General features: G+C 64.8%; 16 protein-coding genes and 1 riboswitch. Of the genes, 8 read left to right on the forward strand and 8 right to left on the reverse strand.

What is annotated here, in order from left to right; translation table 11 throughout:
- Nucleotides 1-43 precede the first annotated feature (43 nt).
- From D0Y60_RS17575 to D0Y60_RS17590, 4 genes are all read right to left on the reverse strand, one after another.
- Nucleotides 44-1,561: a tripartite tricarboxylate transporter permease gene (locus D0Y60_RS17575; RefSeq protein WP_117371271.1), complete on the reverse strand. Its 1,518-nt coding sequence runs from the start codon at nt 1,559-1,561 to the stop codon at nt 44-46.
- A gap of 12 nt (nt 1,562-1,573) precedes the next feature.
- Entirely contained in the window at nt 1,574-2,068 is a 495-nt protein-coding gene (locus D0Y60_RS17580) for a tripartite tricarboxylate transporter TctB family protein (protein ID WP_117371272.1), read from the reverse strand.
- A complete protein-coding gene (locus tag D0Y60_RS17585) occupies nt 2,065-3,009 on the reverse strand; it encodes a tripartite tricarboxylate transporter substrate binding protein (protein ID WP_117371273.1) in 945 nt (314 codons plus the stop codon). The genes D0Y60_RS17580 and D0Y60_RS17585 overlap by 4 nt, the downstream gene beginning before the upstream one ends.
- A 250-nt stretch (nt 3,010-3,259) precedes the next feature.
- Nucleotides 3,260-4,327, reverse strand: a complete 1,068-nt coding sequence (locus D0Y60_RS17590) for an ABC transporter substrate-binding protein (RefSeq protein ID WP_117371274.1) — start codon at nt 4,325-4,327, stop codon at nt 3,260-3,262.
- A gap of 78 nt (nt 4,328-4,405) precedes the next feature.
- Here D0Y60_RS17590 and D0Y60_RS17595 point away from each other — a divergent pair, with 78 nt between their 5' ends.
- Both D0Y60_RS17595 and D0Y60_RS17600 read left to right on the forward strand, forming a co-directional pair.
- Nucleotides 4,406-5,080 (forward strand): response regulator transcription factor, encoded by a 675-nt coding sequence (locus tag D0Y60_RS17595; protein ID WP_117371275.1) that lies wholly within the window; start codon nt 4,406-4,408, stop codon nt 5,078-5,080.
- Complete coding sequence (locus D0Y60_RS17600) at nt 5,077-6,468, forward strand: sensor histidine kinase (RefSeq protein WP_117371276.1); 1,392 nt, start codon at nt 5,077-5,079, stop codon at nt 6,466-6,468. Before D0Y60_RS17595 ends, D0Y60_RS17600 begins: the two co-directional genes overlap by 4 nt.
- On the opposite strand, the gene D0Y60_RS17605 is transcribed toward D0Y60_RS17600, so the two are convergent.
- The gene (locus D0Y60_RS17605; RefSeq protein WP_117371277.1) at nt 6,465-7,106 is read right to left on the reverse strand and encodes a LysE family translocator; all 642 of its coding nucleotides are present in this window, start codon (nt 7,104-7,106) and stop codon (nt 6,465-6,467) included. The genes D0Y60_RS17600 and D0Y60_RS17605 overlap by 4 nt on opposite strands.
- A gap of 164 nt (nt 7,107-7,270) precedes the next feature.
- On the opposite strand from D0Y60_RS17605, the gene D0Y60_RS17610 reads away from it, so the two are divergent.
- The gene (locus tag D0Y60_RS17610; protein ID WP_117371278.1) at nt 7,271-7,756 is read left to right on the forward strand and encodes a MarR family winged helix-turn-helix transcriptional regulator; all 486 of its coding nucleotides are present in this window, start codon (nt 7,271-7,273) and stop codon (nt 7,754-7,756) included.
- Entirely contained in the window at nt 7,753-8,973 is a 1,221-nt protein-coding gene (locus D0Y60_RS17615) for a multidrug effflux MFS transporter (RefSeq protein ID WP_117371279.1), read from the forward strand. Before D0Y60_RS17610 ends, D0Y60_RS17615 begins: the two co-directional genes overlap by 4 nt.
- Before the next feature lie 85 nt (nt 8,974-9,058).
- Here the strand turns inward: D0Y60_RS17615 and D0Y60_RS24775 are convergent, their stop codons facing one another.
- Nucleotides 9,059-9,235 (reverse strand): hypothetical protein, encoded by a 177-nt coding sequence (locus D0Y60_RS24775; protein ID WP_158565505.1) that lies wholly within the window; start codon nt 9,233-9,235, stop codon nt 9,059-9,061.
- 162 nt (nt 9,236-9,397) lie between these two features.
- Nucleotides 9,398-9,504: riboswitch (TPP riboswitch) on the forward strand.
- Nucleotides 9,505-9,542: 38 nt separating this feature from the next.
- On the opposite strand from D0Y60_RS24775, the gene thiB reads away from it, so the two are divergent.
- From thiB to D0Y60_RS17635, 4 genes are all read left to right on the forward strand, one after another.
- The gene (thiB, locus tag D0Y60_RS17620; RefSeq protein WP_117371280.1) at nt 9,543-10,550 is read left to right on the forward strand and encodes a thiamine ABC transporter substrate binding subunit; all 1,008 of its coding nucleotides are present in this window, start codon (nt 9,543-9,545) and stop codon (nt 10,548-10,550) included.
- Between the two features lie 13 nt (nt 10,551-10,563).
- Nucleotides 10,564-12,183 (forward strand): thiamine/thiamine pyrophosphate ABC transporter permease, encoded by a 1,620-nt coding sequence (thiP, locus tag D0Y60_RS17625; protein ID WP_117371281.1) that lies wholly within the window; start codon nt 10,564-10,566, stop codon nt 12,181-12,183.
- A complete protein-coding gene (thiQ, locus tag D0Y60_RS17630; RefSeq protein ID WP_117371282.1) occupies nt 12,176-12,895 on the forward strand; it encodes a thiamine ABC transporter ATP-binding protein in 720 nt (239 codons plus the stop codon). The genes thiP and thiQ overlap by 8 nt, the downstream gene beginning before the upstream one ends.
- A 283-nt stretch (nt 12,896-13,178) precedes the next feature.
- Nucleotides 13,179-14,615: a M48 family metalloprotease gene (locus D0Y60_RS17635; RefSeq protein ID WP_245409219.1), complete on the forward strand. Its 1,437-nt coding sequence runs from the start codon at nt 13,179-13,181 to the stop codon at nt 14,613-14,615.
- Between the two features lie 79 nt (nt 14,616-14,694).
- Here D0Y60_RS17635 and D0Y60_RS17640 read toward each other — a convergent pair whose 3' ends face one another.
- Together D0Y60_RS17640 and D0Y60_RS17645 are read right to left on the reverse strand one after the other, a co-directional pair.
- Entirely contained in the window at nt 14,695-15,555 is an 861-nt protein-coding gene (locus D0Y60_RS17640; RefSeq protein ID WP_117371284.1) for an RNA polymerase factor sigma-32, read from the reverse strand.
- Between the two features lie 252 nt (nt 15,556-15,807).
- Complete coding sequence (locus tag D0Y60_RS17645) at nt 15,808-16,377, reverse strand: CarD family transcriptional regulator (RefSeq protein WP_117371285.1); 570 nt, start codon at nt 16,375-16,377, stop codon at nt 15,808-15,810.
- Nucleotides 16,378-16,420 lie beyond the last annotated feature (43 nt).

Below are 16,420 nucleotides of genomic sequence, written 5' to 3' on the forward strand. Positions count from 1 at the left end.
GGGCGTTTCCGGCCTGCATTGTTTCAACACCCCTGGGAAAGACTCAGTCTTCGTTCGCCGCAAGCTGCGAGAGAACTTCGCCCCGGCCGCGGGCGCGCAGGATGAGCGGCACGGCGACGGCGAGGAAGGCGAGGCCGAAGAGCAGGACGGCAATCGGCGACATGAACAGGGCCGTCACGTCACCCTGGCTGATCGCAAGCGCCCGGCGCAATTGCTGCTCGGCCATCGGCCCCAAGATGAGGCCGACGACGACGGGGGCGATCGGATAACCGAACAGCCGCATGGCGAAACCGAGCAGGCCGAAAGCCAGGAGCATGCCGAGTTCGAAGACCGACGGATTGGCGCCGATCGTGCCGAGCGTCGCGAAGACCAGAATGCCGGCATAGAGCCAGGGTTTTGGGATGCTGAGCAGTTTCACCCAGAGGCCGATCAGCGGCAGGTTCAGCACCAGCAGCATGAAATTGGCAATGAGCAGGCTGGCGATGAGGCCCCAGACGAGCTGCGGATTGGTCGCAAACAGCAGCGGCCCCGGTTGCAGGCCATACTGCTGAAAGCCGGCGAGCATGATGGCGGCCGTCGCCGAGGTCGGAAGACCAAGTGTCAGCAGCGGAACGAGCGTGCCGGCGGCCGAGGCGTTGTTCGCCGCTTCCGGCCCGGCCACGCCTTCGATAGCGCCCTTGCCGAATTCTTCCGGATGTTTGCTCAGTTTCTTTTCCGTGGCGTAGGAGAGGAACGTACCGATCTCCGCACCGCCGGCCGGCATGGCCCCGATCGGGAAGCCGATCGCGGTGCCGCGCAGCCAGGGCTTCCAAGAGCGCGCCCAATCGGCCGCATTCATCCAGACCGAGCCCTTCACGGCCTCGATCTTGTCCGGCTCCGAATCGCCCTTGGAAGCGATGTAGAGCGATTCACCGATGGCAAACATTGCGACGGCCAGCGTCGTCACTTCCACGCCATCGAGAAGATCGGGAATGCCGAAGGACAGCCGCGTCTGGCCGCTCAGCTGGTCGATGCCGATGATCGCGAGCGTCAGGCCGACGAAGAGCGAGGTCAGGCCGCGCAGGGTGGAATCGCCGAAAGCCGAGGAGACCGTAACGAAAGCCAGCACCATCAGGGCGAAATATTCGCGTGGACCGAAGACCAGCGCGATCTTGACGATGAAGGGCGCGATGAAGGCGAGCGCCAGCGTGGCGATGAGGCCGGCGACGAAAGAACCGATAGCGGCTGTCGCAAGGGCCGGCCCGCCGCGCCCCGCCCGCGCCATCTTGTTGCCCTCGAGCGCCGTGACGATCGAGGCGCTTTCGCCGGGCGTGTTGAGCAGGATCGAGGCTGTCGAGCCGCCATACATTCCGCCGTAATAGATACCGGCGAACATGATGAGGGAGCCGGCCGGGTCAAGCTTGTAGGTGACCGGCAGGAGCAGCGCCACGGTGAGCGCCGGGCCGATGCCGGGCAGCACGCCGACGGCCGTGCCCAGCGTCACGCCGATCAGCGCATAGAGCAGGTTCATCGGCAGAACGGCGACGGCTAGGCCCTGAAAGAAGAATTCGAATGTCGACATGGCGTCGCCCCTTTAGAAAAACAGGCGTTCGAGCGGCCCGGCCGGCAGGGACAGCTGCAACAGCTTGGCGAAGATCACCCAGACGACGAAGGAAAGCGCGATACCGATCGGGATGGTCGCCCAGAGCTTGCGCCGGCCGAAGCCGCAGGCGGTGAGCGCGAAGAGCAGGCCCGTCGCAATCGAGAAGCCGGCCGGTTTCAAGAGCAGCATCTGCGCGGCGAGGCCCGCGACGAGACAGATGACCGGCATGCGGGCGACGGGCTCGCGCACCGGGAAATCGCCGCGCCAGGCCTCGAAAATGGTCCAGATGCCCAGGATCACGAGGCCGATCGCGATCCAGTGCGGCACCGTGGCGGGACCGATGGGCGCGACATTGCTGACGGCGGTGATGCGGGCGACATCCCACCAGATCACGGCGGCGACGATGAGGAGCGCGGGTCCGATGACCAGCGCCGCCCGGTCAGGGCGGCGCTTTCCTCGCGCGTGAGAGGACGAGACCTCGCTCATTTGACGAGCCCGATATCCTTGAGGATGCTTTCGGTCGCCGCGACATCCTTGTCGAGCTGCGCCTTGAAGGCATCACCGGCGAGGTAGGTGTCCTGCCAGCCCTTGGTCTTCAGGATGTCCTGCCAGGCGGCGGATTTGACCATCTTTTCGATATCGCCGTTGATCGCCGTGACCTGCTCGGCCGAAAGGCCGGGGGCGGCGGCAATCATGCGCCAGTTCTGCACGACGACGTCGAGGCCGCTTTCCTTGATCGTCGGGCCGTCGATGCCCTCGATGCGTGCGTCGCTGGAGATGGCGATCAGGCGCAGCGTGCCAGCCTTCACCTGGCCTTCGAATTCGCCATAACCGGAGATACCAGCGGTCACCTGGTTGCCGAGAATGGCGGCCAGTGCCTCGCCGCCGCCGGCATAGGCGACGTAGTTGATCTTGGTCGGATCGACGCCGGCAGCCTTGGCGATCAGGCCGGCCGTGATGTGGTCCGTGCCGCCGGCCGAGCCGCCAGCCCAGGAAACGGCGCCCGGATCGGCCTTCAGGGCCTTGATCAGGTCTTCCATGTTCTGGATCGGCGAGGCGGCGGGGACGACGATCGCTTCATATTCGCCGGTGAGGCGGGCGATCGGGGTCACGTCCTTCAGCGAAACCGGCGACTGGTTCGTGAGGATCGCGCCGACCATGACATAGCCGCCGACGATGAGGGCGTTCGGATTGCCGCTGTTCTGGCTGGCGAACTGGGCAAGACCGATCGTGCCACCGGCGCCCGGAACGTTCGTCACCTGCACGCTGCCGGAAATCTTCTCATCCTGCAAAACGGTCTGGATCGAGCGGGCCGTCTGGTCCCAGCCGCCGCCGGGGCCGGCCGGCGCGATGATAGAATAATCGGCGGCAAAGGCCGGAAGCGCCATGGCGCCGGCGATAAGGGATGCCAGGAAGAAATGTTTCAAAGGTCTGTCCTCCGTCAGGCGCGGTTTTCGCGCACGTTTCGATGGCGGGGGATAGGCAGCCGTGGCGGCGCGAACGTTTTGGTTCGCGGGCGCTGAAAAATTCGGCTGAAGTCTCCTCCCGATCTCCCGTCCGCCTCCACGGACGATGAAGAGCCCTAAACCAGCACAAAAAGCTGACATCTAACTGACATGGAGCACGGCGGCGTGTTGTCGAGAGGCCGGACGGGATACGACAGCCGCAAAAACCGGCCTATTGCTTGCGCAGAACCTCGTTCCAGCGCGCGATCAACCGGGCGCGTTTGACCTGGTCGAGATAGACCATCAGGCCGGGGCTGACAGGCACGGGTTTCAGCTGCGCGCCGAGCAGCGCGCTCATGGTGCGCGCCGTATTGGAACCGGAGACATCGGGGCTGACGGCGGCGATCTGCAATTCGCGCGACAGGATTTCCTGGCCCTCCTTTGACATGAAGAAGGCGAGGTAGCGCCGGCCGAGTTCCGGCGAGGCCGCCGCCTGCGGCACGAGGCCGATGCGTGACATGACGACGGTATAATCCTTCGGCAGCACGATGCCGACATTCGGATCGCGCGAGGCCCAGTCGGCGGCATAGGAGCCGAGGATATTGTAGCCGAGCACGAAGCGGCCGTCGGCGACGCGTTCAAGGATCGCCGAACTCGTCGAGTACAGTTTGACGCCGGCCGCCCCCATCGCCTGGATCACGGTCCAGATATCGCCGAACTGCTCCTGGTCGCGCGCCATGAAGAGGAAACCGACGCCGGATCGCTCGATGTCGTAGGTGCCGATGCGGCCGAAGACCTTCTCGCCCTCGCTCTTGAGATAGTCCACGAACTCCGCCCGCGAGGCCGGCGGCTTGCGACCCTTGAAGCTCGGCTTGTGATAGACGAAGACGGCCGGCTCGAAGGTCAACGCATAGGCGGTGTTGCGCCAGTTGGCCCATTGCGGCCAGCGGTCGCTCATCGGCAGGTCGCTGCGCTGGGCGTAACCGTCATTGCTGAGCTTGACCTGCAGGTCCATCGCCGAAGAGAAGGCGAAATCCGCCGTCTTCTCGCCCGCATCGGTCTCGCGCACGATGCGGTCATGCACCTCGCCGGTCAGCATTTCCTCATAGCGCACGGCGACATCGGGATTGGCCGCCTGGAACCCGCGGATCATCGGCCGCGCCAGCGGTTCGTCGAGCGAGGAATAGACGACAAGGACTGGCGCCTGCGCATTGCCGTCGCGCGCCGGAAACAGGGTGGCATCGGCGAAGGCGGAAAGCGGCGCGGAAAGCAGCGCGAGAAGGGTGAGGACAAGACGCATGGCGCGACCTTGCCAAAGCAAGGGCATGTTCACAAGTGCAGCCGCCACCGCTAAGGTCCAGTAGGGAGGACAACACGCTTGCGCATTCTATTGGTCGAGGACAACGAAGCCCTGGCGGATGGCCTTTTCGCGATCCTCAAGGGCACGGGCCATGCGGTGGACGTGGTGCGCGACGGCACCTCGGCGGATGCTGCCATCGCGTCGGAGAATTTCGATCTCGTCATCCTCGACCTGACCCTGCCCGAGATGGACGGGCTTGACGTGCTGCGCGCCATGCGTGCCCGCCAGAGCAAGGCCGCCGTGCTGATCCTGACGGCGCGCGGCGCCCCGGACGAACGGGTGCGCGGCCTCGATCTCGGCGCCGACGACTATATGATCAAGCCTTTCGATATCTCGGAATTCGAGGCGCGCGTGCGCATGCTGCTACGCCGGCAGGCCGGCCTGCGCTCCTCGGCGATCACCTATGGCGCCATCGCGCTCGATCTCAACTCCCGTACCTTCTCCGCCGACGGCGCGCCGCTCGATATTCCGGCCCGCGAGGTCGGCCTGCTGGAAATCCTTTTTATGCGCGCGGGGAAAGTGGTCTCGAAAGAGGCGATCATGCAGTCCCTCGCGGCCTTCGACGACGACCTCTCCGCCAACGCCATCGAACAATATGTTAGCCGGCTCAGGAAGCGTCTTGCGCCGCACGGCCTTACCGTGCGCACCGCCCGCGGCATCGGCTACTATCTCGACAAGGCGAGTGCGGCTTGACCCTCCTTCCCGCCTCCTCGCTGCGTCGCCGCCTGCTCGCCTGGCTGCTCGTCTCGACGGCCGTGATCGGCGTCATTGCACTCGTCGATACCTGGCGGGAAGCCGTGAAGACCGCCAATGTCGTCTCCGACCGCGTGCTGGCCGGCTCCGCGCTCGCCATCGCCGAGCGCGTCGTGGTCACGGAAAACGGCGCGCTTGAAGTCGACATTCCCTATGTCGCGCTGGAAATGCTGACCTCGGCGGCGCAGGATCGCGTCTTCTACCGCGTCGATGGTCCGCCCGGCCAGTTCATCACCGGTTACCAGACCCTGCCGACCATCCTCGACATGCGAGGGCAGGCAACAGCCTATCAGGATGCGACCTTCCGCGGCGAACCGATCCGCATCGCCGTGCTGCAACGCTCCGCCTCGACCGGCATCAATTCCGTGCCCTTCGCCGTGACAGTCGCCGAGACCACCATCGCGCGGCGCCAGCTGGCGCAGGCGATCCTGCTGCGCTCGGCACTGCGGCTTGCCATGATGATCGCCGGTGCCGCCACCATCGTCTGGATCGCCGTCACCGTGTCGCTGCGCCCGCTCTACCGGCTGAGCGATGCGATTGCCGAGCGCAACCCGAACGACCTGCACCCGATCGAGCAGCGCGTGCCGAGCGAGGTGCAGGGCCTCGTCGTGACCGTCAATTCCTTCATGGTGCGCCTGCAATCGGCGCTCGATGCGCTCCGGCATTTTTCCGGCAATGCCAGCCATCAGCTCAGAACGCCGCTTGCCATCATCCGCACCCAGCTCGCGCTCGCCGGCCGGGCCAGTACGCTGGAGGAAGCGCAGGAGGCCGCCCGCAAGGGCGATGCCGCCGTGGCGCATGCCGAGCGTATCCTCGCTCAGCTCCTGCTGATGGCAAAGATCGACGCTGCCGGCTCCAACGAGCCGCAGAAGCCGGTGCCAATCGACATCGCGGCCCTCACCCAGCAGCTGACGGCCGACCGTGTACCCTCCGCCGCCGACGCCGGCATTGATCTCGGCTACGAGGGCGATGGTCCTGCCTTTGCCCGCGCCGAGCCGCTGCTCTTCGGCGAACTGCTGCGCAACCTCGTGGAAAATGCGCTCGCCTATGCCGGTGACGGCGCGGTGGTGACGGTCAGCGTGCGCGAGGCGGCCAATACCGTTCTGCTCACTGTCGAGGACAATGGCCCCGGCATCCCGCCCGAGCGCCGCAGTCTCGTGCGCCAGCGATTTTCGCGTGGCGACCACCGCGATGCGCCCGGCATGGGCCTCGGCTTGCCGATTGTCGAGGAGATCGCCACGCTGTTCGAGGCGACCATGGCGCTGGAAAGCGGCGCGCACGATCGTGGTCTCCGCGTAACGATCCGTTTTCCCGCGGTGATCGCCTAGGGTTTGCGCCAGCCGAGCAGGCCAGGCGCGGCATGCCAGACGGCCTGAACGGCAAAACCCATGAAGAGCAGCCCCGACATGCGCACGATCGCCAGCTCGTGGCGGCGGTAGAAACGGCGCACCATGCCGGCGCCAATGATGCCGATCAGGATGATGTCCGCCATCAGGAAGCCGAAGAAGGACACACCGAGCAAAGCGGGTAGCGCGTCGAAATCCAGCGCGTTGGACGAGCCGGCGAGCAGCGCCGTGAAAGTCGCCAGCGCCACCGGATAGCCCTTGGGATTGGTGAGGCCGAAGACGAGGCCGCGGCGCAGCGGCTTTTCAACGGTCATGACGGCGGCACCGTCCTGCCGCGGCTTGGCACGCAGCGCAGACCAGCCGATCCAGGCGAGATAGAAACCGCAGAGTAGCCCGAGCACATCGAACACCATCGTGCCGATCGTCTTGGCGCCGACGATGGCGACGAGCGCCAATGTGGACCACAGGAGATCACCGGCAAGATGCCCGCCCATGAAAAGCGCGCCCGCCTTGCGGCCCTGCCCGGCCCCGATGCCGAGAAGGGCGAGAAACGCCGGACCGGGGATAAGCACATAGAGCAGAGCAGCCATGAAGGCGCCGAATAGCATCGAACCGGTCATGAAGGAATCCCCTTGAAACTTAAGGCATTCCAGCCCGCGGCAACGGTTTCGTCAAGGGTGCATTTGCCGTTTCGCAAAGCAGCCATGCACTGTCGCTCTAGCTTGACGGTTGTCCATTCTAGCGCCGCATAGTAAGGTAAACTTACATAACTCAGAAAGTGATCATGCCCTCCAGACCCGATCCCGACGCACTCGGTTTCGTCCTCATCGACGTTGCCCGCATGCTCCGCAGCGCCTTCGAGCGCCGCATCGCCACTGCCGGTCTCGGCCTGACGCCGGGGGAAGCGCGCACTCTGGTACGCATCGCCACATTGGAAGGCAGCCGCCAGCTCGACATCGCGCAGCGTATGGGCATCGAGCCGATGACGCTTTCGACCTATCTCGACCGCCTGCAGAGCCTCGGCTTCATAGAGCGGCGCCCGGATCCCTCAGACCGCCGCGCTAAGCTGATCTATACGACACCGACCGCCGGCGCGCTGATTGGCAATATCCGCGACGAGCAGATCGAACTCATGCAGCATGTAACGAGCGGCATCGGCGAGCAGGACCTCGAAGCCATGCGCGAAAAGCTGAAGCAACTGCGCGCCAATCTGTTCGCCCTCGAAGAAGACAGTGCCGCGCTGGCCCTCGTCAAGGAACTGGCGCAATGACCTTGCCGCGCATGAGCGAGCGGCGCACCAGCATCATCAGCGCGTTCCTGGTGGCGCTCGGCCCGGTCTCGATGGCGCTCTATACGCCGGCCATGCCCCAGTTGGTGCACGCCTTCTCCTCAACGGAATCGGCAATCAAGCTGACGCTCTCGCTCTATTTCGCCGGCTTCGCGCTGGCCCAGCTGGTCTCTGGTACCACGTCGGACGTGCTCGGGCGGCGCAAGACGACGCTGATCTTCATGTCCGTCTATCTCCTGGGAAGCCTGATGGCCGCCTTCGCGCCATCCGTCGGTGTGCTGCTTGCCGGCCGCCTCGTGCAGGGCATCGGCGCTTCCGTCGGCATGACTGTCTCGCGCGCCATCGTACGCGACCAGTTCACCGGCACCAAGGCTGCCCGTATCATGAACATGGTGGGCATGATGCTCGCCATTGGCCCGGCCGTCTCGCCGACGCTCGGCGGCTTCGCGCTCGGCCTGTTCGGCTGGCAGTCGATCTTTTTCCTGATGGTGGGTTTTGCGCTCGCCGCCTGCGGTGCGGTCTATTTCTGCATGAGCGAGACCACGGTACCCGATCCGGCCAAGGGCCATATCGGCCCGATCCTGCGCGGCTACGGCGAACTCGCCATGAGCCGCCGCTTCGTTTCCGCCACGCTCGTGATGGCCGGTGCCGTCGGCGCGCTCTACGGCCAGGCCACCATGCTGCCTTTCGTGCTGATCGACCGCGTCGGCCTGACGCCCACCCAGTTCGGCGTCGGCATGCTCATGCAGTCCGGCTTCTTCTTCGCCGGCACGGTCGTCGTGCGCCTTTTGATGCGCAAGTTCACGCCCGACCGGCTCGTTCCGGCCGGTCTTTCCTTCATCGGCGTCGCCAGCATCTTCATCGCGCTGGCCTCGCATCTCCTGGAAACACCGATCTTCCTCAGCGTCATGGGCCCGGTCGGCCTCTATGCCTTCGGCATCGCCTTCGTCATGCCCTATATGATGACGGCCGCCATGGAGCCCTTCCCGCATATTGCCGGCTCGGCCTCCGCCGCCATGGGCTTCATCCAGATGGGCTCCGGCTTCCTCGCCGGCCTGATCGCCGCCGCCATCGGCATGCCGCTCTTCGCCTTCGGCACGATCATTCCCTCGATGGGCCTGATGGCGATCGGCTCCTATGTCTGGTATCGCGCGGTGTGCAACCGTCAGGCACGGCTTGCGACGGAACCGGCGGAGTAGCGTACCACACGGTAGAGCGCAAACGGCAAAAGACCCGGATGCAGGGGAACATCCGGGCCTTCGGGGAGGTCAGTGGCCGGGTCGCTCAGCGGCAGACCTTGATGCGCTTGATGACGACATTGCCGTAGTAGTCGTAGGACTTGATCTTCTTGATGAAGCAGTATGGCTGGTAGTCGTAGCCGTAGTAACCGGCCTGCGAGGGGGCCGCGAAGGAGACGGAGGCGACGAGGGCAACGGCGGCGGAAACGATGAACTTGCGCATGGGGTCTCTCCTGATCTCTGGTTGAGGATGAGCCTCTCTCATCCGGTGATCTGAAGATCTCACATCCCTTCGTGTGCCGCTGTTTCCGATGGAACAGGCCAAACCACCCGCTTGCCGCCTCCCCACCCCTTGCGCGGTGACGTTTCCGGGACTATGCCTTTTTTCGCTCTAACGGGGTGCCCGCAGGTTTGCGGGCTGAGAGGCCTTACCGCCAACCCGAAGAACCTGATCCGGTTTGTACCGGCGGAGGGATTAGACGGCACAATCCAGCGCCCTATTCCCGTTTTGACGAAACAAGGAGGCGCGGATGCGCAAGACAGTTCTTTCCTCCCTCGCGGCGCTCGCCGTATCTTTCGCCCTGCCCGCCTTCGCGCAGGAAAAGACGCTGACCGTCTATACCTATGAAAGCTTCGTATCCGACTGGGGCCCCGGCCCGAAGGTCAAGGAAGAGTTCGAGAAGACCTGCGGCTGCAAGGTCGAGTGGGTCGGTGTTGCCGATGGCGTGGAGCTTCTGACGCGGTTGAAGCTCGAAGGTGAAGGCACCAAGGCCGACGTCGTGCTCGGGCTCGACACCAACCTGATCACCGAGGCGAAGGCGACCGGCCTTTTCGAGGCGCATGGCCTTTCGCCTGAGAACCTGACCGTACCGGGCGGTTTTTCTGACGATACGTTCCTGCCCTATGACTACGGCCACTTCGCCGTCGTCTATGACACCGAGGCGGTAAAGACCCCGCCGACGAGCCTCAAGGAACTGGTCGAGGGCGATCCCGCGCAGAAGATCGTCATCGAGGACCCGCGCACCTCCACGCCAGGCCTCGGCCTGCTGCTCTGGGTGAAATCCGTCTATGGCGACAAAGCCGGCGAGGCCTGGGGCAAGCTGAAAAACCGCGTGCTGACCGTCACGCCCGGCTGGTCGGAAGCCTACGGCCTGTTCACCAAGGGCGAGGCGCCGATGGTGCTCTCCTACACGACGTCGCCGGCCTATCACGTGATCGCGGAAAAGACCGAGCGCTACAAGGCGGCCGCCTTCTCCGAGGGTCACTATGTGCAGATCGAGGTTGCCGGCCTGACGCGGACCTCCGACGACAAGGACCTCGCCCGCCAGTTCCTGACCTTCATGACCGGCCCGGATTTCCAGTCGATCATTCCGGAAACCAACTGGATGATGCCGGCCGCCAAGACGAAAGACCCACTGCCCGCCGCCTTCGACGCGCTGGTGAAGCCGGAAAAGACCTTCCTGATGCCATCCGACGAGGTCGCCGCCAACCGCAAGGCCTGGATTGACGAATGGCTGGCCGTGATGAGCGCCAAGTAAGGAGCGATTGAAAATGTTCGCCCGCGCGGAACGAGGCACGCTGCGTGTCGCCGGGGGCCTTGCCCTCGGCTTCGTGCTCCTCTTCGCGGGCGCAGCGACGGCGGTGCTGCTGGCCCATGCCGGCGGCAGCGGCACCCCACTCTTCGATGCCTATACCTGGCGGGTGGCGCAGTTCACGCTGATGCAGGCGACGCTCTCGACGCTCCTGTCGGTGGTGCTCGCCATTCCCGTCGCTCGCGCCTTGGCCCGCCAGCGGACCTTTCCGGGCCGCGTGTGGATTCTCCGGCTCTCCGTCGTACCGCTCGGCCTTCCGGCGCTGGTGGCGGCGCTCGGCATCATCGAGATCTGGGGGCGGCAGGGCGTCGTCAACGACCTGCTGCGGCTCGGTGGGCTGGAAAGCCCCATCAGCGTCTATGGCCTTGCCGGAATTCTGATCGCCCATGTCTTCTTCAACCTGCCGCTCGCCGCGCGCTTCCTGCTGGCGGCGCTCGATCGCATCCCGCCGGAATACTGGCTGACCTCGGCCAATCTCGGCATGGGCAGCGGCGCGACCTTCCGGCTCATCGAATGGCTAGTTATTCGGCGTGTCCTGCCAGGTATCGCCGGCCTGATCTTCATGCTCTGCGCGGCGAGTTTCACCGTGGTGCTGACGCTCGGCGGCGGGCCGGCGGCAACCACCATCGAGGTGGCGATCTACCAGGCGCTGCGCTTCGATTTTGACCCGGAGCGCGCCGTGCTTCTGTCGGGCCTGCAGATCGCCGTCACGGGCGTGCTGATCTGGCTGCTCTCGCTGTTCGGCCGCCCACCGGAAGAGGGCATGACGGCGGGGCGGGATATCAGGCGCTTCGACGGCCGGCGCCGCCGTCTGTGCGATGGCCTCATTCTCTTCGTCTTCACGCTGTTCACCGCGGCGCCGCTTGCCGCCACGCTCGTCTCCGGCCTTTCGGCCGATTTCGGCCGGCTGGCGCTCGATCCGCTCCTGCATCGGGCGCTTGCCACGAGCCTCGCCATCTCCTTCGCCTCCGGCTGCCTCAGCCTCGCCATCGCGCTGCCCATCGTGCTGTTGCCGCGTCTGGCCGAGACCGGCGGCGCCGGGCTTGCCACGCGTCTGATGGCGCGGGCGCTGCCCGCGACGGGATCGCTGATCCTGCTGGTGCCGCCCGTCGTGGTGGCGACCGGCTGGTTCCTGATGCTGCGCACCTTCGGTGAGACCGGGCGTTTCGCGCCGGTCATCATCACCGTCATCAATGCGCTGATGGCACTGCCCTTCGTGGTACGCGTGCTGGAACCGGCCTACAGCACGCATCTCACACGCACCGCCCGGCTTGCGCTCAGTCTCGGCGTCACCGGGATGCATCGCCTGCGATGGATCGACTGGCCGGCGCTGAAAAAACCGTTCCTCACCGCCTTCGCCTTCGCCATGGCGCTGTCGCTCGGCGATTTAAGCGCCGTCGCGATTTTTGGCGCGGAAGGGTTTGCGACATTGCCCTGGCTGCTGTTCTCGCGCATGGCAAGCTACCGCACGGCGGATGCCGCAGGCATCGCCCTCATTCTCGGCGTGATATGCCTGCTGCTGACGCTGCCCTCTACAGCCACCGAACGCCCAACCGAAAGCCCGTCCGCCGATGCCTGATGCCGCCATTCGCCTGACTGATGTCACCGTGCGTTTCGACGAGAAGCGGCTCGCCTTCGACTGCGCCATTCCCGCCGGTGCGGCCGTCGCGGTGGCAGGCCCCTCGGGTGCCGGCAAATCGACGCTGTTCAACGTCATCGCCGGCTTCCAGAAGCCGGCGTCGGGCAGCGTCACGCTGCTCGGAGAGGACATGGCCGGGCGCGATCCGGCTGAACGACCCGTCTCGATCATTTTCCAGGACAACAATCTCTTCGCGCATCTCACCATCGCCGACAATGTGGCGCTCGGCATCCATCCGGGCCTGAAGCTCGACACTGCCCAACGTCAGAGCGTGTTCGCGGCGCTTTCGCGCGTCGGGCTCGGCGGCTACGAGCGACGCCTGCCCGGCTCGCTCTCCGGCGGTGAGCGGCAGCGCGTGGCGCTGGCCCGCGCGCTGGTGCGCCGCCGGCCGATCCTGCTGCTCGACGAACCCTTCGCCGCGCTCGATCCCGCCATGCGGGCGGATATGGCGAAGCTGCTGTCGGAGCTGCGTGCCGAGACGAAAAGCACCATGCTGTTCATCACTCACCAGCCCGACGATATCCGCCGTCTCGCCGGGGAGGTGATTTTCCTGGAAGCGGGTGTCATTCTGCTGGATGAACCGGCGCGTGACTTCCTGTCCCGCCGCGAGCCCTCGGCAGTTGCAAAATTCCTCGGCCACACCACCATTTAGCCGGAAGAGTTATCTTTTGACGGGATGTCGCGCCACAATTTGGACGCCCACCTGTGTCACCGGAGCCACAAGGGAACCGTTTGTCGACCAGGGAGTTGCCGGCCGGGTGTGGTGCGTCTATCTCATCCCTATGAGGACGCGAATTTTTGCACCTGCGCTGCACCTTAGGGATGCAAGGCGGGCGTGAACCCATCAGGGGGCGTGGGCAAGAGAGATGGCGAAGGTAACGCAGGCAGCTGCAACGGTATCCGGGCGCGGGGTTTTGAGACCCATCGCGGCGCTGATGCTGGCCGGCACGCTGCTGGCCGGCTGCCAGTCGATCATCGAGCAGACCTACGAGCCGACGATCTCGCCCTCCTCCAATCCGCAGATCGTCGATGAGGTGCAGAAGAACGATCCGCGCGCCCAGATGGGGGCTCGTGAACATCCCCGCATCGTCGCGAGCTATGGCGGCGAATACAAGGATGCCAAGACGGAGAAACTCGTTGCGCGCATCACCGGGGCGCTGACGCTCGTTTCGGAAAACCCGAACCAGTCTTACCGCATCACCATACTGAATTCGCCCGCCATCAACGCCTTCGCGCTGCCGGGCGGCTATCTCTACGTGACGCGCGGCCTGCTGGCGCTGGCAAACGACGCCTCGGAAGTCGCAGCCGTTCTATCGCACGAAATGGCGCACGTGACGGCCAATCACGGTATCGAGCGGCAGAAGAAGGAAGAGGCCGAGGTCATCGCCAGCCGCGTGGTGGCCGAGGTGCTCTCCAGCAACATTGCCGGCAAGCAGGCGCTGGCGCGCGGCAAGCTCAGGCTCGCCGCCTTCTCGCGCAACCAGGAACTCCAGGCCGACGTGATCGGCGTGCGCATGCTGGGCGAAGCGGGCTACGACCCCTATGCCGCCGCGCGCTTTCTCGATTCCATGGCGGCCTATGCCCGCTTCACGGCTGTTGATCCCGACAACGACCAGAGCCTCGACTTCCTGTCGAGCCACCCGAACGCGCCGCAACGCGTGGAGCTGGCCCGCCTGCATGCCCGCGCCTTTGGGGCGGAAGGCACGATCGGCGACCGCGGCCGCGACTATTATCTCGCCGGCATCGATGGCCTCCTCTACGGCGATGCGCCGGAAGAGGGCTATGTGCGCGGCCAGACCTTCATGCACGGCAAGCTCGGCATCCGCTTCGACGTGCCCAACGGCTTCCAGATCGACAACAAGGCCGATGCGGTGCTGGCGACCGGTCCGGGTGACGTCGCCATCCGCTTCGACGGCGTGGCCGACAGCCGCGGTCAGGATCTCGTCAACTATATCTCGAGCGGATGGGTGACCGGCCTGAAGCCGGAGACGATCCGCCCGATCTCGCTGAACGGTCTTGAGGCCGCGACCGCCAAGGCGGCCGCCGACCGCTGGGAATTCGACGTCACGGTCGTGCGCATCGACAAGCAGATCTACCGCTTCCTGACGGCTGTGCCGGCAGGCTCGAAGGCGCTGGAACCGACGGCGGCGATCCTCAAGAGTTCGTTCCGCAAGCTCACGCCGGCGGAAGTCGCCTCGCTGAAACCGCTACGCGTGCGCGTCGTGACGGCGCGCGCCGGCGACACGGTCGCCACGCTGGCCGGCCGCATGATGGGCACCGAGCGCAAACTCGACCTCTTCCGCCTCATCAATGCGATGACGGCGACGAGCACGGTGCGGCCGGGCGAGAAGTTCAAGATCATCAGCGAATGAGGGAACGCCCGTTAGGGTGTGCCGTGCCGCATTGATCCTCGGGCTCGACCCGAGGGTCCACACGCCGCCGTAAAACACCTTAAGCGTAGGCGAAATCCGTCGTCTTGCTGACCAGCACGGCCTTCAGCTTTTCCAGCGCCCGGTTTTCGATCTGGCGCACCCGCTCCTTGGAAATTCCAAGCACCGTGCCCAGTTCCTCCAGCGTAGCCCCATTTTCCGCAAGCCGGCGGGCGCGAATGATCTTCATTTCACGCTCATTGAGCTGGCCGAGAGCGGCATGCAGCCAGTGATGGCGGCGTTCGCCGTCAATGCTGTCCTGCGCCTGTTCGTCGGGAAGCGGTGCGTCGCTGGTCAGGAACTCCATGCGGCTCGAGCCCTCGCCGTCACCGGCGGAAACAGGGGCTTGCAGGGAGATGTCAGAGGAGGAGAGGCGCGCATCCATGGTGCGCACATCGGCGGTGCTCACACCGATCGCAGCGGCGATCTCCTGATGCATCGCCTCGGTGGTCAGATAGCTGTCGCCACGGGCAAGACGGGCGCGAAGCCGCCGGAGATTGAAGAAGAGCGCCTTTTGCGCCGAACTGGTGCCACCGCGGACGATCGACCAGTTGCGCAGCACATAGTCCTGAATGGAGGCGCGAATCCACCAGCTGGCATAGGTGGAAAAGCGGACCTGCCGCTCCGGCTCGAAGCGGGCGGCGGCCTCCAGGAGACCGATATAACCTTCCTGGACGAGGTCGCCGAGAGGTAACCCGAAGTTGCGGAACTTGCCGGCCATCGAAACGACCAGGCGCATATGAGCCATGGCGATGCGGTTGCGGGCTTCCTGGTCCTTTTTGTCCTTCCAGGCCTGGGCCAACGCCTGTTCCTCGTCGCGCTCCAGATAGGGAGCGGACATGGCAAGTTTGATCATGCGGCGGTCTGCGGTCGTCGTAGCCATGGCACTCTCCACGTTAGCCGAACCGGCACAGGGAGGCGCGCGCCGGCCCTGTCGCCCTTGAGAGAAGACGTCTCAGAAAGGGTGGCGAATGCCCGAGAATGGATTTCGGGCAAATTTCGCGGCGACACCAAGGTGCCGACCCCTCTTGCAAGCGGTCGTTCTCGGCATCACAACGGTGAAGGTGCAAAAAAGTTCCAATAAAAAACCCGGCTGTTGCCAGCCGGGCTTTAAAAGTTTGGACAGCGCCCTAAATCAGGCCGCTTCGTCCTGACTATCATCTTCTTCGATGGCCTTGCCGCGCTTCGGACCCTTTGCGAGGTTCGTCTCGACGAGGCGAACAGCTTCGGTTTCCGACATCTTGTTCACGGCGGCGATTTCGCGGGCCATGCGATCAAGGGCGGCTTCATAGAGCTGACGCTCGGAATAGGACTGTTCCGGCTGGTTTTCAGCGCGGTAAAGGTCACGGACCACTTCGGCGATCGAGATCAGGTCGCCGGAATTGATCTTGGCATCGTATTCCTGCGCGCGGCGCGACCACATGGTGCGCTTCACGCGGGCCTTGCCCTGGACAACCTTCAGCGCACGCTCGACGAAATCGGTCTCCGACAGTTTGCGCATGCCGATGGAAACGGCTTTGGCAACCGGCACCTTGAGGCGCATCTTGTCCTTTTCGAAATCGATGACAAAAAGCTCGAGCTTCATGCCGGCGACTTCCTGCTCTTCGATGGCAACGATCTGGCCAACGCCGTGAGCGGGATAGACGATCGACTCGCCGGTCTTGAAGCCATGGCGCGTGGAGGATTTCTTCTGCTGGGTCGTCATTCTGTTCAAATACTCCCTGTTACGCTCCCGGCGGGGCCGGGTG

The organism is Shinella sp. WSJ-2 (assembly GCF_003432075.1).
GTDB lineage: Bacteria > Pseudomonadota > Alphaproteobacteria > Rhizobiales > Rhizobiaceae > Shinella.